Source organism: Seonamhaeicola sp., from assembly GCF_028281565.1.
Lineage (GTDB): Bacteria > Bacteroidota > Bacteroidia > Flavobacteriales > Flavobacteriaceae > Seonamhaeicola.
Map to the genome: position 1 here is coordinate 14837 of NZ_JANQJQ010000029.1, position 14898 is coordinate 29734.

General features: G+C 38.1%; 15 protein-coding genes. 9 read left to right on the top strand and 6 right to left on the bottom strand.

The window, feature by feature from the left end; genetic code table 11:
* The first annotated feature begins 128 nt into the window (after positions 1-128).
* From arsS to Q0983_RS12965, 8 genes are all read left to right on the top strand, one after another.
* Positions 129-1193, top strand: coding sequence for an arsenosugar biosynthesis radical SAM (seleno)protein ArsS (gene arsS / locus Q0983_RS12930; RefSeq protein ID WP_299553907.1), 1065 nt, complete (start codon positions 129-131; stop codon positions 1191-1193).
* A 10-nt stretch (positions 1194-1203) separates the two neighbouring features.
* Positions 1204-1698 (top strand): rhodanese-like domain-containing protein, encoded by a 495-nt coding sequence (locus Q0983_RS12935; protein WP_299553910.1) that lies wholly within the window; start codon positions 1204-1206, stop codon positions 1696-1698.
* Entirely contained in the window at positions 1691-2329 is a 639-nt protein-coding gene (locus Q0983_RS12940) for a TIGR04282 family arsenosugar biosynthesis glycosyltransferase (protein ID WP_299553913.1), read from the top strand. The genes Q0983_RS12935 and Q0983_RS12940 overlap by 8 nt, the downstream gene beginning before the upstream one ends.
* The gene (locus tag Q0983_RS12945; protein ID WP_299553916.1) at positions 2313-3125 is read left to right on the top strand and encodes a purine-nucleoside phosphorylase; all 813 of its coding nucleotides are present in this window, start codon (positions 2313-2315) and stop codon (positions 3123-3125) included. Before Q0983_RS12940 ends, Q0983_RS12945 begins: the two co-directional genes overlap by 17 nt.
* Before the next feature lie 87 nt (positions 3126-3212).
* Entirely contained in the window at positions 3213-4184 is a 972-nt protein-coding gene (arsM, locus tag Q0983_RS12950) for an arsenosugar biosynthesis arsenite methyltransferase ArsM (protein WP_299553919.1), read from the top strand.
* A 30-nt stretch (positions 4185-4214) separates the two neighbouring features.
* Positions 4215-5078 carry a DUF547 domain-containing protein gene (locus Q0983_RS12955; RefSeq protein WP_299553922.1) on the top strand — a complete coding sequence of 288 codons (864 nt, stop codon included), beginning with the start codon at positions 4215-4217 and terminating at the stop codon, positions 5076-5078.
* On the top strand, positions 5071-5853 hold the full coding sequence (locus Q0983_RS12960; RefSeq protein ID WP_299553925.1) for a TIGR04283 family arsenosugar biosynthesis glycosyltransferase: 783 nt from the start codon (positions 5071-5073) through the stop codon (positions 5851-5853). Before Q0983_RS12955 ends, Q0983_RS12960 begins: the two co-directional genes overlap by 8 nt.
* Positions 5854-5930: 77 nt before the next feature.
* Complete coding sequence (locus Q0983_RS12965; protein WP_299553929.1) at positions 5931-7466, top strand: carboxypeptidase-like regulatory domain-containing protein; 1536 nt, start codon at positions 5931-5933, stop codon at positions 7464-7466.
* 167 nt (positions 7467-7633) lie between these two features.
* On the opposite strand, the gene Q0983_RS12970 is transcribed toward Q0983_RS12965, so the two are convergent.
* The 6 genes from Q0983_RS12970 to Q0983_RS12995 all read right to left on the bottom strand — a co-directional run bounded on the left by Q0983_RS12970 (position 7634) and on the right by Q0983_RS12995 (position 13323).
* Complete coding sequence (locus Q0983_RS12970; RefSeq protein ID WP_299553931.1) at positions 7634-8365, bottom strand: metallophosphoesterase family protein; 732 nt, start codon at positions 8363-8365, stop codon at positions 7634-7636.
* Between the two features lie 226 nt (positions 8366-8591).
* Positions 8592-9857 carry a POTRA domain-containing protein gene (locus tag Q0983_RS12975; protein WP_299553934.1) on the bottom strand — a complete coding sequence of 422 codons (1266 nt, stop codon included), beginning with the start codon at positions 9855-9857 and terminating at the stop codon, positions 8592-8594.
* Positions 9854-10588 carry a hypothetical protein gene (locus Q0983_RS12980; RefSeq protein WP_299553937.1) on the bottom strand — a complete coding sequence of 245 codons (735 nt, stop codon included), beginning with the start codon at positions 10586-10588 and terminating at the stop codon, positions 9854-9856. Before Q0983_RS12980 ends, Q0983_RS12975 begins: the two co-directional genes overlap by 4 nt.
* Complete coding sequence (locus Q0983_RS12985) at positions 10585-11583, bottom strand: glycoside hydrolase TIM-barrel-like domain-containing protein (protein ID WP_299553940.1); 999 nt, start codon at positions 11581-11583, stop codon at positions 10585-10587. The genes Q0983_RS12980 and Q0983_RS12985 overlap by 4 nt, the downstream gene beginning before the upstream one ends.
* Before the next feature lie 38 nt (positions 11584-11621).
* Positions 11622-12533, bottom strand: a complete 912-nt coding sequence (locus Q0983_RS12990) for a hypothetical protein (RefSeq protein ID WP_299553943.1) — start codon at positions 12531-12533, stop codon at positions 11622-11624.
* 79 nt (positions 12534-12612) lie between these two features.
* Positions 12613-13323, bottom strand: coding sequence for a DUF547 domain-containing protein (locus Q0983_RS12995; protein WP_299553946.1), 711 nt, complete (start codon positions 13321-13323; stop codon positions 12613-12615).
* A gap of 204 nt (positions 13324-13527) precedes the next feature.
* Between Q0983_RS12995 and Q0983_RS13000 the strand changes: the two genes are divergently transcribed.
* Positions 13528-14898 carry an FAD/NAD(P)-binding oxidoreductase gene (locus tag Q0983_RS13000; protein WP_299553949.1) on the top strand — a complete coding sequence of 457 codons (1371 nt, stop codon included), beginning with the start codon at positions 13528-13530 and terminating at the stop codon, positions 14896-14898.

Sequence of the window (14898 nt, forward strand, 5' to 3'; positions counted from 1 at the left end):
AAGCTTTAAGCACGTAGCTCTGAAAGTGAATGGTGCACTGGCAATTTCCTATTTTTGATTTGATTTTTTGGTTCGTTTTGTATCAAGACAAAATGAACGAAAAGCTAATAATTGTTATGTAAATTAAAATGACAAAACTTAAAACGCAATCATTACATAAACGCGAAAGCCAATTGGCAAATGCCAAAAGGCAATTGGAAATTCTTTCAAATGGTATTTTTCAGAATGGAGAATTACCCACATTTAAGGATAAAATTGCAGAGAGTAGTCAGTTTCCGTTGAAAGCCAGAAAACTGGAGATCCTACAAATCAATGTGGGCTACATGTGCAACCAGGTTTGTGAGCATTGTCATGTGGATGCCGGACCGGACCGGCAAGAGATCATGACCAAAGAAACCATGCAGCAATGTTTGGAAGTTATAAAAAAAACAGAAGCTCATACTTTAGATCTAACTGGTGGCGCCCCGGAAATGAACCCCAATTTCAGATGGTTCGTTGAAGAAGCTGCCAAAGCGGGCATTAAAGATTTTATCGTGCGCTCCAACCTGACCATCATAAAAGCCAATAAAAAGTATGCCGATTTACCGGAATTCTTTAAAAAGCACAATGTACATGTAGTGAGTTCCATGCCACACTGGACCCGCGGAAAAACCGACAAACAGCGTGGTGACGGGGTTTTTGATAAATCCATTGAAGCTTTAAAAGACTTAAATGCCATAGGATATGGCATGCCGGATAGTGATTTGAGACTGGATCTGGTTTACAATCCGTCTGGAGCCTTTTTACCGGGCGACCAGGCTTCCATGGAAAAAGATTTCAAAAAAGCCTTGCTGGAAGATTTTGGCATTCGGTTTCATAACCTGTTTGCCATTACTAACCTGCCCATTAGCAGGTTTTTGGATTATTTGATTGCCTCTGAAAACTATGAAGATTACATGTATAATTTGGTGGAAGCCTATAATCCGGCCGCGGTTGCCAACGTGATGTGTACCAATACGCTTTCCGTAAGTTGGGACGGATATTTATACGATTGTGATTTTAACCAGATGTTAGAGCTTCCCGTAAACAGCAACATAAAACATATTTCAGATTATAACGAAGCCCTTCTTGAAGGTAGAAACATAGTCATTTCACAGCATTGTTATGGCTGTACCGCCGGAGCCGGAAGTAGTTGCCAGGGGACGGTTGCCTAAACTTTCTATTATGCAAAAAAGCCTTTTGTTTTTATTTTTGTTCAGTTCCTTTTTTGGGTTTTCTCAGAAAAAACTGGATAAATTGCTTAAAGCGCATAATACGGAAAGTATCCCTTATATTTATATTGAAGATTTAAAATCATACCCTTCAGATATTATTCTTTTAGATGCCAGAGAATCAAAAGAATATGCAACCAGCCATTTAAAAGATGCTATTCCTGTTGGGTATGATTTCTTTAATATGGACTCGGTATTACCTAAACTCCCCGATAAAGATTCCAAAATTGTGGTGTATTGTTCGTTGGGTATCCGGTCTGAAGACATAGCTGAAAAACTAAAAAAAGCAGGCTACAAAAATATTTTTAATCTTTACGGTGGTATTTTTGAATGGAAAAATAACAACCTGAAAGTATATAATTTAAAAGAACAGGAAACCGATAGCGTACACACCTTCAATAAGGATTGGAGCAAATGGCTAAAAAAGGGTATTAAAATTTATGAATAAAGCACTGGTCATTGTTTTTGTAAAAAATATCAAACTTGGAAAAGTAAAAACACGCCTGGCCAAAACCATTGGTGATCAGGCAGCTTTTGAAGTGTATAGCGAATTGGTTAAGATCACCGAAAAGGCTTTGGAACATTTAACCATTGACAAACGTATCTATTTTTCTGATGCAGTTGTTGAAACCAAATGGCACGGACTTTACAAAACCGTTCAAAAAGGCCATGATCTGGGAGCACGGATGAAACAGGCTTTTCAAAAAGGGTTTGAAGACGGTTATGAGCGTATTGTTTTGATCGGCTCCGATCTGCCTGATATAAAGGCCCGTCACATTGAAAACGGATTATCTGCGTTAAACGACAATAATATGGTTTTCGGCCCCGCTGAGGATGGTGGTTATTACCTTATCGGTATGTCTGAAATGCACGCCCTGGTGTTTGAAAACAAGCCCTGGAGCCAATCTAATTTATTAAAAGAAACACTCGATGAACTAAAAGCAAATCACATAACATTTAGTACATTAGAGCCCTTAAATGATATAGACACCTTTGAAGATTTAGTAGCTTCAAACTTTTATAAATCGAATACAGCATTACAAGAAAAAATCAAGCAATTACATGATCAAATACATTGAGGAAACTGTTGAATACCTGAAAAATAAGGGGTTTGACAATCCGGAAATCGGTATTATCCTGGGAACCGGTTTAGGGCAGCTTATTAATGAAATTAATATCATTAAACAGGTAAGTTATAATCACATTCCCAACTTCCCTACGGCAACGGTTGAATTTCATAAAGGCAAACTGATCTTTGGTGAATTAGAAGGCAAAAAAGTCATTGTTATGCAGGGGCGCTTTCATTTATACGAAGGCTATTCTTTGCAGGATGTGACCTATCCGGTGCGTATTATGGAAAAACTGGGCATTAAAACCTTACTGGTTTCCAATGCTGCCGGTGCCATCAACCTTAACTTTAAAAAAGGGGAGTTAATGTTGATCGATGATCACATTAACTTACAGGGTAGTTCGCCATTAGCCTTCAAGGGTGTTGAACAATTAGGCGAGCGTTTTACAGATATGAGTGCGCCTTATGATGCCGAAATAAATTCAAAATTTGAAGCTATAGCCAAAGTCAACAATATCAATTTGCATAAGGGCGTCTACGTATCGGTTGTGGGGCCGCAATTAGAAACGCGCGCTGAATACCGTATGCTGAAAATTATGGGGGCCGATGCCGTGGGCATGAGTACCGTTCCGGAAATTATTGTAGCCAATCATTTAAAATTAAAAGTGGCGGCCGTGTCAGTTTTAACCGATGAATGCGACCCAGATAACTTAGAACCCATAAACATTGATGATATCATAGCCAATGCAACCAAAGCAGAACCAGATATGATAACCTTGTTTAAAGAATTAATAAAAGAATTATAACGTCATTCCGAACAAAGTGAAGGAATCTATTTAATGAGATTGCCGCGTCATTTCATTCCTCGCAATGACATATAAATAAAACTTTTTATGAGTAACTACTTAGAAACCACCCACGATGTATATAAAGAAGCCGCTTTAACCCCGGATGTAGGCTTATGCTGCACCACCAATCCCGTTTGGGAATTACCCGGTTTAAAGATCCCCAGAATCATGCAGGAAATGAATTATGGTTGTGGCTCTACGGTACATGCCAGAGACCTGACAAATAACCCGAAAATGTTATATGTTGGTGTTGGCGGTGGTATGGAACTTCTGCAATTCTCATATTTTAATCGCGAAAAAGGTGGTGTGATCGGTATTGATGTGGTAGATGAAATGCTGGAAGCTTCCCGTAAAAATTTTAAAGAAGCCGAAGCCTTAAATCCCTGGTTTAAGAGTGAATTTGTCGATTTGCGAAAAGGGGACGCCCTTAGCCTTCCGGTGGAAGATAATAGTATTGATGTGGCTGCCCAAAACTGCTTATTCAATATCTTTAAGGAAGACGATTTAAAAAAGGCCATTGCCGAAATGTATCGCGTATTAAAACCTCACGGACGCTTAGTGATGAGCGACCCTACCTGCGAGCAACCCATGAACGACAGTTTACGTAATGACGACAGGCTTCGTGCCTTATGCTTAAGCGGTAGCTTACCCATTAAAGACTACGTAAAAATGCTTACCGATGCCGGTTTTGGTACTATAGAAATAAGAGCCCGAAAGCCCTATAGAGTGTTGAGCCCCAAACATTATGATACGGATGAGCTGATCTATATTGAATCCATAGAAGTCGCTGCCATTAAAGATCCTATGCCTACCGATGGCCCCTGTGTATTTACGGGTAAGGCTGCTATTTATTTTGGGGATGACGATTTTGTTGATGACAAAGCAGGGCATATTTTACTTAAAAATCAACCTTTAGCCGTTTGCGATAAGACGGCCGCTAATTTGGCGGCTCTTGGCAGAGATGATATTTTTATTAGCGAGTCGACCTATCATTATGACGGTGGCGGATGCTGCTAAACGATAACCGCCCTTTAATTATGTTTTGCTATGAGATGTCTTTGCTCCATATTCCTGATCTGTTGTTTGGTGGCTTGTGGTGGCACAAAAAAGGTGACTCAAAAAAAAGAAAGTGCCCCAACCCAACCGGGCATTCATAAAGATTCTGTTTCAAATAGTGACACTGAAGTTAAAAATGCACCTGTTGACATAGAAGTACAGGAAGAAAAGACACCTTCCGAAGTTAACAATGATAGCATTTATATCATAAAAATCACTACACATGATGCATGGGACAATCTTTTAAAACTTCATGTGACCCCTAAAGGGAACGTTAATTATAAAGGGTTTAAAAAGGACCATCGGAAGTTAAATGATTATATACGCCACTTAGGTGAAAATATGCCAACCAAAGACTGGTTAAAACATCACGAACTCGCCTACTGGATCAACGCATACAATGCTTTTACTATTGATCTGATTTTGCGACACTATCCCGTTAAAAGCATCAAAGACATCAAAGATCCCTGGAAACAACGCCACTGGAAATTAGGGGATGTATGGTATAATCTGGATGAGATTGAACACCAGATCCTTAGGAAAATGGACGAACCCCGCATTCATTTTGCTATTAATTGTGCCTCGGTGTCTTGTCCTAAATTGCAAAACACTGCTTTTAGTAGCACTAATTTAGACCAACAATTAACGAAAGCTACTAAAGATTTTTTAAGCGATACAACCAAAAATCAGATCTCTGAAGATCAAATAGAGCTATCTAAACTGTTTCAATGGTTTGCCAAAGATTTTAAAAAGTATGGTTCCTTAATTGATTTTCTAAACCGCTACTCAGACGTTCAAATTTCTGAAAAGGCCAAAAAACGTTTTATGGATTATAACTGGGGTTTGAATGAGTAAATTATCCATCATCATACCCGTTCTAAACGAAGCAGAAAACATTATTAAACTGCTCAATCATCTTTTAATTAATGCAGATAAAGAAAATATCTCAGAGATCATTATAGTGGATGGCGGTAGTGATGATGACACCCAAAATATAATTAAAGCATTTGTGTCAGGTCGAGCGCAGTCGAGACCTATTAAAAACCTCTCAACTGCACTTCGACAAGCTCTGTATGACACGCTCGAGAAGACAGGCATATTACTTTTAAATTCAACAAAGGGGCGCGCAAAACAAATGAATGCCGGTGCTAAAAAGGCCTCCGGAAACATTCTTTATTTTTTACATGCCGACTCATTCCCTCCAAAACATTTTGACCGACTCATCATCAAGGAAGTAGAAAATGGCAATCAGGCGGGATGTTTCAGAATGAAATTCAACAGCAACCATTGGTGGCTGCAACTAGCCGGATGGTTCACTAAATTTTCATGGCGTATGGCCCGAGGTGGTGATCAAAGCCAGTTTATAACCAAATCGCTTTTTAATGATATTGGTGGTTTTGATGAGCGCTTCACCATTTATGAAGACAACGATTTAATAAGCAAACTTTACAAACGCAAACAGTTTGTGGTCATTCAGGAATGGCTGACCACATCGTCCCGATGTTATTGTACCAACGGTGTTTGGAAGCTACAATTTCATTATTGGAATATTCACCTGAAAAAATGGTTTGGCGCCGATGCTGATACCTTAAATCAATACTATTTGAAACACGTTCATGTTAAAAAATAATAAAAGTGGTGTAACAAAATGTTAATTATACGGTCTTCTTTTTGTAATGACTTAAATTCACTGCAAAACTAAAACAGATGAAATACATTTTTACCGTTTTACTTGGTTTACTATCCATAACTTTTTCTTTTTCTCAAGCGTCTGTTAGCTCCAAATTAGTAGATGCCACTACCCAAAAACCAATTCCTTACGCTACCATCAGTTTTAATAAAAAATCCGGAGTCATCACGAATACCGATGGGGAGTTTCAAATGTATTTAAACTCGGATCCAACTTTAAAAGATTCCTTGTTTATAAGCTGTTTAGGGTACGAAACCAAAAGTATACCTGTTTTGAATTTCAATGAAAGTATGGTTCTTCTTAGCCAAAAATCTATAGAACTGGAGGAGGTTTTAGTCTCGAATAAAAATTATACGGTTGAAGAAATTATTGAAAAGGCCTATGAAAATCTGGCAACTAATTATGCTTTCAATTACAATAAAAGCAAGCTGTTCTTTCGGGAGTCCTATTTCAATCGCATTACAAAAAACAGTATTAAAGTAAAAGAATCGACTATCCCGGAAATTAATCAGCGATTTATTGACAGCATCATGACGATCATGCCCAAAGGTGCCGATGATTACACTGAAATATTAGGCGAATTATATACTAAATCCGACCTGAAAGACACCCATAAATTAGATATTATCAAAGCCTCTCATTTATACGACAAGAAAAAGGAAGTGTCATTTGAAGGCCTGGAAGAACGCTTTAACGACATCTTTAAAAAGCATATTAAACGCGATTCTTATTTTAAGATCAAATCGGGGATCTTTGGTACCAAAGAAGAGATCGACTCATCTTTCTTTGACAGTGCCGATGACAAAGTCAAAAAAGAAAAAGAAAAAGAACAAACCGAAGCCTTTTTAGAAGCACAGAAAAAGAAAGAACAACAACGCAAAAGAAACTTTTTAAAACACCGAAAAAACACCATTACCAACCTGGGCAAAGCAAGTTTTATTTTTGAAGATACCCACCTGAACTTTCTGGAGAAATCGAGAAAATACGACTTTGAATTACTGGATTATATCTTTCTAAACGACAATTTTGTTTATAAAATTAGTTTTGAACCGAAACGAGGTGCTGACTATAAAGGGGTACTCTACATAAACACTGATGATTTTGCCATTGTACGCGTGGATTATGAAAACGTAAAACCCCTTAGAAACTTCAGGCTGTTAGGTATTTCGTACCAGGAAAAACTACATAAAGGCACGTTGATCTATGCCAAAAACGATGTGGATACGTATACATTAAAGTATGCCGAAACTCAAACCGAAAATAATTTCGGTGTTAAAAGGCCCTTGAAAATTATCGAGAAAAACAAAAACGTAAAAGGACGCAGAAAGCAAAATGAATTGTCCACTGACTTACACTTCATTATGTCTAATGCTTCCAAAAAAGAGTTGGTGGTTTTTGAAAGCGAAACTATTAACAAAACCGTATTTGATGTCTTTGAAGAAAAGCCCAGTGTAAGCCCTACCTATTTACCTGCTTATGATCCTGAATTCTGGGAAGGCCATAATGTGATTGAACCGAATCAGGCTATTAAAGATTTTAAAAGTATTGAGTAAAAATCCTTCCCTTTTCAAGGGAAGGTGTCACGAAGTGACGGAAGGGTTAAAACCACCCGGCTTTCTTTCCAAAAACGAATATTTTGTCAACCTGAACTTGTTTCAGGTTCTAATAGCGTTTAAAAGCAACTATGAGATTCTGAAATAAATTCAGAATGACAGCCTTTTTATTTATTCCGCCCGGTTTCATCAGGATAAAGACCAGGCAAAGCATCACTCTGCCAAATGTCTTTGGTATCAATATCCATGGCGGTTAATTTACCTTTAAAAGCAGCACCGGTATCAATATTCCAAACATTGGCGGCGTGCATAGGTACCTCAGAATTGTAATTGGTCGTTGGAGTATGCCCTATATAAATTTCAGAATAATGCTTTAAGCGTTTTGGATAAAACATAGAACTTTGTTCAAGTGTTTTGTCCATAGCTAAAACCATTTCCCAAAGCGACCTATCTACACAGAAACTGGATTTATGCACTTCTCTTTCTACACCGTGTAATGACGTAAATCCTGCATGGATAAACAACCTGTTTTTTCTGTCAATATGATAGAACGGCATACTTTTAAAAAAGCTCAAATGGGCTCTCTTTTGTTTGGGTGAAAAGCCTGTGTAACTTTCTATGGTTTCTTTACCGCCGTGCATATACCAGGTAGAATCCACCCCTTTGGATTTTAACCAGTTTTCACACCATATATCATGATTGCCCTTGATGAAAACACAGTTGATTTTTTCAGATAATTCTATCAAAAGCTGAACCACATGGGCTGATTCGCTCCAGCCATCCACATAATCGCCCATAAAAATCAGGGTGTCCTCATCTTTAATCTCAATTTTATTCAATACTTGTATCAAAGCTTTTAAACCTCCGTGAATATCACCAATGGCTATAGTACGTCCCATTAAAACATATTTTTGACAAAGCTAAAAGTTTGTTTTAATAATTGAAACTTGAGGAAAAGATTTATTGCTTTGTTAACCTGTTAATAAATGCATTAGGAATTGCAATAAGTTACCATATGATGCAGCATGACTTCTTGCTTTAATTAAGGAGACCTTTCGACTGCACTTCGACAAGCTCTGTATGACACGCTCAAGGTGACAAGAGAAAAAGGACGTTAAGTTTAGATTAAAAATACTGCCCGATACCAAACACAATACCCCGTGTAGCATCCTTAGTAACACCAACACCGTAGTCAATTCTGAAAATAGCATTGAAGATGCGTTTATGGATCACCCGAATGCCTAATCCGGTATATACTCTTATATTGTTACTATCTGTAAAGTCGCTTAAAGAACCACCCGGTAATCGCCAGGTACCACTATCAACAAACACATTACTTTGTAGCGCCATATTCCCTTTGTCAATCAATGTATGGCGATACTCCGTATTAAACACAATAGAACCGGTTCCTCTATCAATAACATTTCCAACACCTCTTATATTTACGTTATTATCTACGGAAAACGGTGCAAAAGGTGTTTCATCATTGGAAGATAACCCAATACGCATCCGACTGGCCCAATTACCTTTTTGTCCAATACGTTTAAAGTAAAAAAGATCATTCCAGCCAATATAGAAATCCGGTAGCATGTCATTCGTAGACGTTACATACTGGAAATTAAACAAATTCCTGAATCCTGATACATACTGGTAATGGTAATTTAAATTATTATACTCATAAATAAACTTAGCCAGCCATTTATGAACACTTAATTCCTGTGGGACATCAGGGCTTGTGGCCCCGGTTACATAATTATAATCTTCGGTAAAATAGGTGGCACCCAACTCCAGCCTGTTCTTAAAGTTGATCTTATAAAGCCCGAGTACCTCTACCGATCTGTTATTATACTTATAATCGGCAGTAGAATTATTGAAAAATACTGGCTCCAGGGTAGTTAAATCCTGGAGGTTTACAGCCAGACCTAACTGTCTTGAAAATAAAAACGGGGCTCTGAAACGAATCGCGTACGAATCGTAAACATCATGTTGATAAAACGCACCCAAACCGATGTTCCTGCCAAGCAGGTTGAACTCCGTCAAGCCAATTCTAAAAGCAAATTCGTCATTATTAGTAGTGTAAATACTGGGCGACGGAATAATTGTAAGGCTTTCTTCAATATTGTAAAATACATTATACGAACCTTCAGCTACTTTAAACACCTGGTAGTAGGCATGCGACACTGACGGCAAGCGTTTGAGCACTTCCATATCTTCATCCAACAGTAATGAATCCAAGGTTGTTCCCGGTTTAATTGAAGCTATTTTCTTTACAAAACTTGTTTTGAGTCTTTTGTTTCCCTGAACTTTAACATCAGAAACGATCGCATTTTGCCCATTCACGCAGAAAACTGCACAAAAAAGAATGCCAAACCATATGGTAATTTTCATCATTCGGCTATAAAAGGTGACATAATAACTTCATTTACCCAATTATCTAAACTCACATCCATAACCGTAAATATATAAGTTTCTCCTTTAATAAGGTCCGGAGGTGTTCCCCGGGTAACATTTAAAACTACATTACCTAAGTTATAATATTGAAAACGGTTCTCCATGGTATAGGTTCCGGATAATAGTTCAAATGTTTCAGTTGCCAAAACTTCGAAAAAAATGGCATTATCTTCCTCCGAACGTACATCCCAGCTAAAAACAGGCATCAATGATGTATCTTGATTTATACTAAGTTCAGAACTCCACACAGTTGGTTGAGTGTCAACCTTCAACCGGATAGGGGTAGAAATTTCAATTTTATCTTCACGCTCATAAATCACCACAACCCATTTACAGGTTGAACGTATTTTAAAAACACCTAAAGCACCTTGAAAAAAAGGCTCCGGAGTTATTGGAGTGAACTGATAACTGGAATAGTCGTTCTCATCATCTGCCCAGGACTGGTATAGCCTAAAGTCTTTTGCGCCTTCTTCGGGGTAAAAATATACATTAATAAGACCGCCAATAGTATTATCACTGGCGGCGCATGCAATGACCTCGTGGTTTATAAAATCCTGATCTTCCAAAAACTCCGACAGAATAGTTTCATTATCAAAAACAATATTCGGATTATCGTCTTCTAAACATGACATCAGAAAAAAAACGGGGATGATATATAAAAATTTTTTCAATGTAAACTATAGTATTGTTTAATTATTTGTTCTGCCTGCTTATTCTGCGGTGTAAACCTGGAATTACCGGTACCTCCTGCCCTTTCATGATTATGGAACCATTTCCAAATAAAACCGCCTGCAAACCAATCTTCCGCCCAAAAGGTTTCAAACAACGCTTTAGTGGCATTGGTCTGTGCTTCCAGGTTCACCTGGTTCATACTGCGATCACTTTTCCAGGGCGCTTTACCGGTGTAATCTACACTTCTATAACCAAATTCGGTAAACAGAACCGGTTTACCAAACGCTTTCTGTTTGCTTTTTATGTCCGGCAAATGCGTTTGCCAGCCTTTTAAACAGGCTTCTACTTCAGGTGTTTGGCTGTCACTTACCGGAAAGTAGGCATCAATACCTATAAAATCCAAGTCACCCCAAAAAGGCGTGCGCTTAAATTCATCCCAGTTAGCAGCATAAGTTAGTTTTCCTTTATATACCGCTCTAATGCTTTTTATTAGTTCCTGCCAGTACTCAGGCCTGTTATCGATAAAGGCTTCCAATTCTGTTCCTATACAAAACAGTTCAACCCTTAATTCCTGAGCCAACTGCGCATAGTCCAAAATAAATTTAGAATACGACGTTTCAAAAGCGTTCCAATCGTTTTTATTAGTCATTTTAATGTATCCGGTAAACTCGCCACGCCAAACCCAGATTTGGGGTTTTAGCATGATCTTTATGTGCTGCTTTCTGAGTTCCCGAACGTATTGTTTGGCACCTGCTTTTGTTTCACCAAACCACTGTCTGTCTGTGTCGTAAATTACATTCGGACTGTTCAAATCCCTAACAAACCCAAAAGGCATCACCGAAGCATAATTGGCATTCACACGAACCACCGGTGTTACATGATTTTGATCTATAGCCTCTTTTGAGGCCACAAAACTTACGCCGTTAATTTTTTCAACCTGCCCATTACAGGATTGAAGCGCCAACCACATCATTAAGAGCCCGAATATCTTCATTCACAGTTTTTTCTGACTCCTAATTTACTATTAATCCTTTAAAACAACGCTCTTAGTCCAATATTAAATGTTTGCCCCAAACCTGTGTCGTTTCCTCTTACAAAATTGGTGTATAGTGTTTCTATATTCAATACATCCGTTAACTGGTATTTTAAACCGCCCCCTAAAGCCGTAAAATTCTGAGAAAAATTATTACCGGCGTCAATCAGTTGAGAGTGTTGCACTAGAGCTAAAATGGTAAACTTAGAGCTTGGAAAATAGCTTAAGAACAATCCGGGAGTTAAACGCACGCTGTTATTGGCAAAACTGCCATCTGTTTGCACGCCATTACCATCTCTCTCAATCTTTTTCCCAAAATTAAATTCGGTATTTAACTCAGAAAACAACTGCCAATCGCCTCCTGCAAAACTATAGTCGTAGAAAAACCTGTTTTGAAGAATAAATCCTTTTTGGTCAAGAAACACACCATCTTCCACTTCATTATCTATCAAAGGAATATGCAATGCTGTTTGAATCGTGAAATTACCAACATTTTTAATAGGGTTAAACTTAATTGCCGGTGCAAAAGAGGTAAAGCCGGAACGTGCTGAGCCGCGCTGTCCATCAAACTTCAGAACATCCAAAGCATCTCTGCCTCCAATTACATTGGACCGAAACTCCAGCAACAACCCAATATTAAAACTATTATTATTTGAAACCCCGGTAAAAATGTCTACTGTTGACGTAAAGAATGTATTTCTGGGAATACTTTGTTTAGTGCCTCCCGGCCCAAATAGATCCTTTGTTTCTGTATATAAATTATTAAACCATTTAATGTCCCACTGCCCCTTCTTTAATAAGATCGATGGCGTATAAGTTTGAATGACACTACCTTGTTTTTCTTCATCTTCCTGGGCAAAACCGACAAAAGATATGGCCGTTAAACATACTATTACAATTATTTTTTTCATGTTTTTGATTTTTGGTGTATTGGATATCATCATCAAATAATTCTTGGAATGATATATATTAATTTATTTTAAGTAGTTATTATTGTTCATTGACCTTCCAATCGTAAGGAAAGTATCTTATTTTAAAATTATCAGGGATTTTTTCTGTTCTGTATGTATTGATAAAATCAATTTCTGTGGTACCGTTCATTCTAAAATCATCTCTGTACCATTCCATAATCTGAGAAGCTTCCACACGTTTTTTCTTTGTGTTTACCCGTAAAAAAGTTCCGTTTAAAGCTATTTTAGTTTGAACTTCCATTTGTTTATCCAAGGTCTCGGGTAAATAAGCGTCACTTATTAAAGGCGGACATCCAACAGCCCCGCAAACCAACACAAAATGAAACCTGGGATCCTTAAACTGTGCCCTTAACAACTTGTGTTCAATATCATTTAATGTGATCTCTGTTCCTGCCAGTTCGTATTTGGTTTTATCAAAAAATCCGGCATGATCTAATGGGGATTTGGTAGGATAATTATCGACTATACCTTTTATAACCGATAGATTGTAAGCATTGATCCAAAAAGCCTGATACGTTTTTGCCTCGTCTTTTGTTACCGAAACAGCTTTGGCCAGGTCTAAAATGGCATTCAAACTTTCCGGATTATCATGAAGTTTAGCATAAGCGACCTTCCCATCCTTTACATAGGTTTTAAAAAACCCATCCGCTTTCTTAAAAAAGGTTTCAGTATCTTGAGACCAACTGGTAAAAGCGATAAACATCAATAATAAAGCAATAATTTTCTTCATTGTATAATTTAATTTTTTACAAAGTAACAACTCCTATGTCGAACAAAATGTTAGCTAACTTACAAATCGTAGAAAAAGATTTTCGCGTCTCAATAGTGCTCAATTCCTTACAGATTATAGCTAATTTGAATCGATTCTAAATTTACACACTTCAAATTAAGTTCTTATATTTAATTGCGACCTAATTGAACATAATTATAAAAAATGGAGCATATTGTTATTATAGGAAATGGTATTTCGGGCGTTACGGCTGCCAGACATATCAGAAAGCTTTCGGACAAAAAAATCACGATTGTTTCTGCGGAAACCGATTACTTCTTTTCTCGTACCGCCCTGATGTATGTATATATGGGGCATATGAAATTTGAACATACGCAACCTTATGAAAACTGGTTTTGGAAGAAGAACCGGATCGACTTGAAAAAAGGATACGTAAAAACAGTTGACACCAAAAACAAAACGCTTCATTTTTCAAACGACGATACACTCCAATATGACAAACTCATTATTGCCACAGGCAGCAAACCCAACAAGTTTGGTTGGCCGGGGCAGGATTTAGATGGTGTCATGGGGATGTACCATAAGCAAGATCTGGAGAGCCTTGAAAAACATGCTCCCAACAACAAAGTCTGCAAACGTGCCGTGATAGTGGGTGGCGGGCTCATAGGTATTGAATTAGCCGAAATGCTGCATTCAAGACATATTCCGGTTACCTTTTTAGTACGGGAAAGCAGTTTCTGGAACGGTGTGTTACCGGAACAGGAATCGGCTATGATAAACAAGGAAATTTTGAGTAATGGTATCGATTTGCGATTGGGAGTCAATCTGAAAGAAATCAAAGCCGATGAAAACGGCAAAGCCAAATCGGTAGTCATTGCCGAAACCGGAGAGGAAATTACCTGTGATGTGGTTGGGCTAACAGCCGGTGTATCACCTAATATTGATTTTATTAAAGATTCCGGAACTCGTGCTGAGCCTGGTCAAAGTATTGAAACCGGACGCGGTGTGAAAGTAAACAGGTACCTGGAAACCAATATTCCGGATGTTTATGCTATAGGTGATTGTGCCGAACAACACGACCCTATTGGCAACCGCAGGCCTATTGAAGCGGTTTGGTATACCGGGCGCATGATGGGTGAAACCGTGGCGCAAACTATTTGCGGTAACCGCATAGCATACAAACCGGGGCATTGGTTCAATTCAGCCAAATTCTTTAATATAGAATACCAAACCTATGGTTGGGTATGGGCAAAACCTAAGGACCATGAAGCCCGGTTCTATTGGGAACATGACAGTGGTAAAAAATGTATTCACCTGAATTATGACAAGGATACCCGGGAATTTATCGGCATTAATAATTTAGGAATACGGATGCGTCATGAATTTTTTGATAAGGTTTTAAGCGAAAAACGAACCATTGATTATGTTCTGGAACATTTAGCTGATGCCAATTTCGATCCGGAGTTCTATAAGCTTCATGAGCCTGAGATTGTTGCCAAATTCAATCAGGAAAACAACACAAATATTCGGCTTAAAAAGAAAAGCTGGAAACGCATTTTTAACCTAACCGCTTAA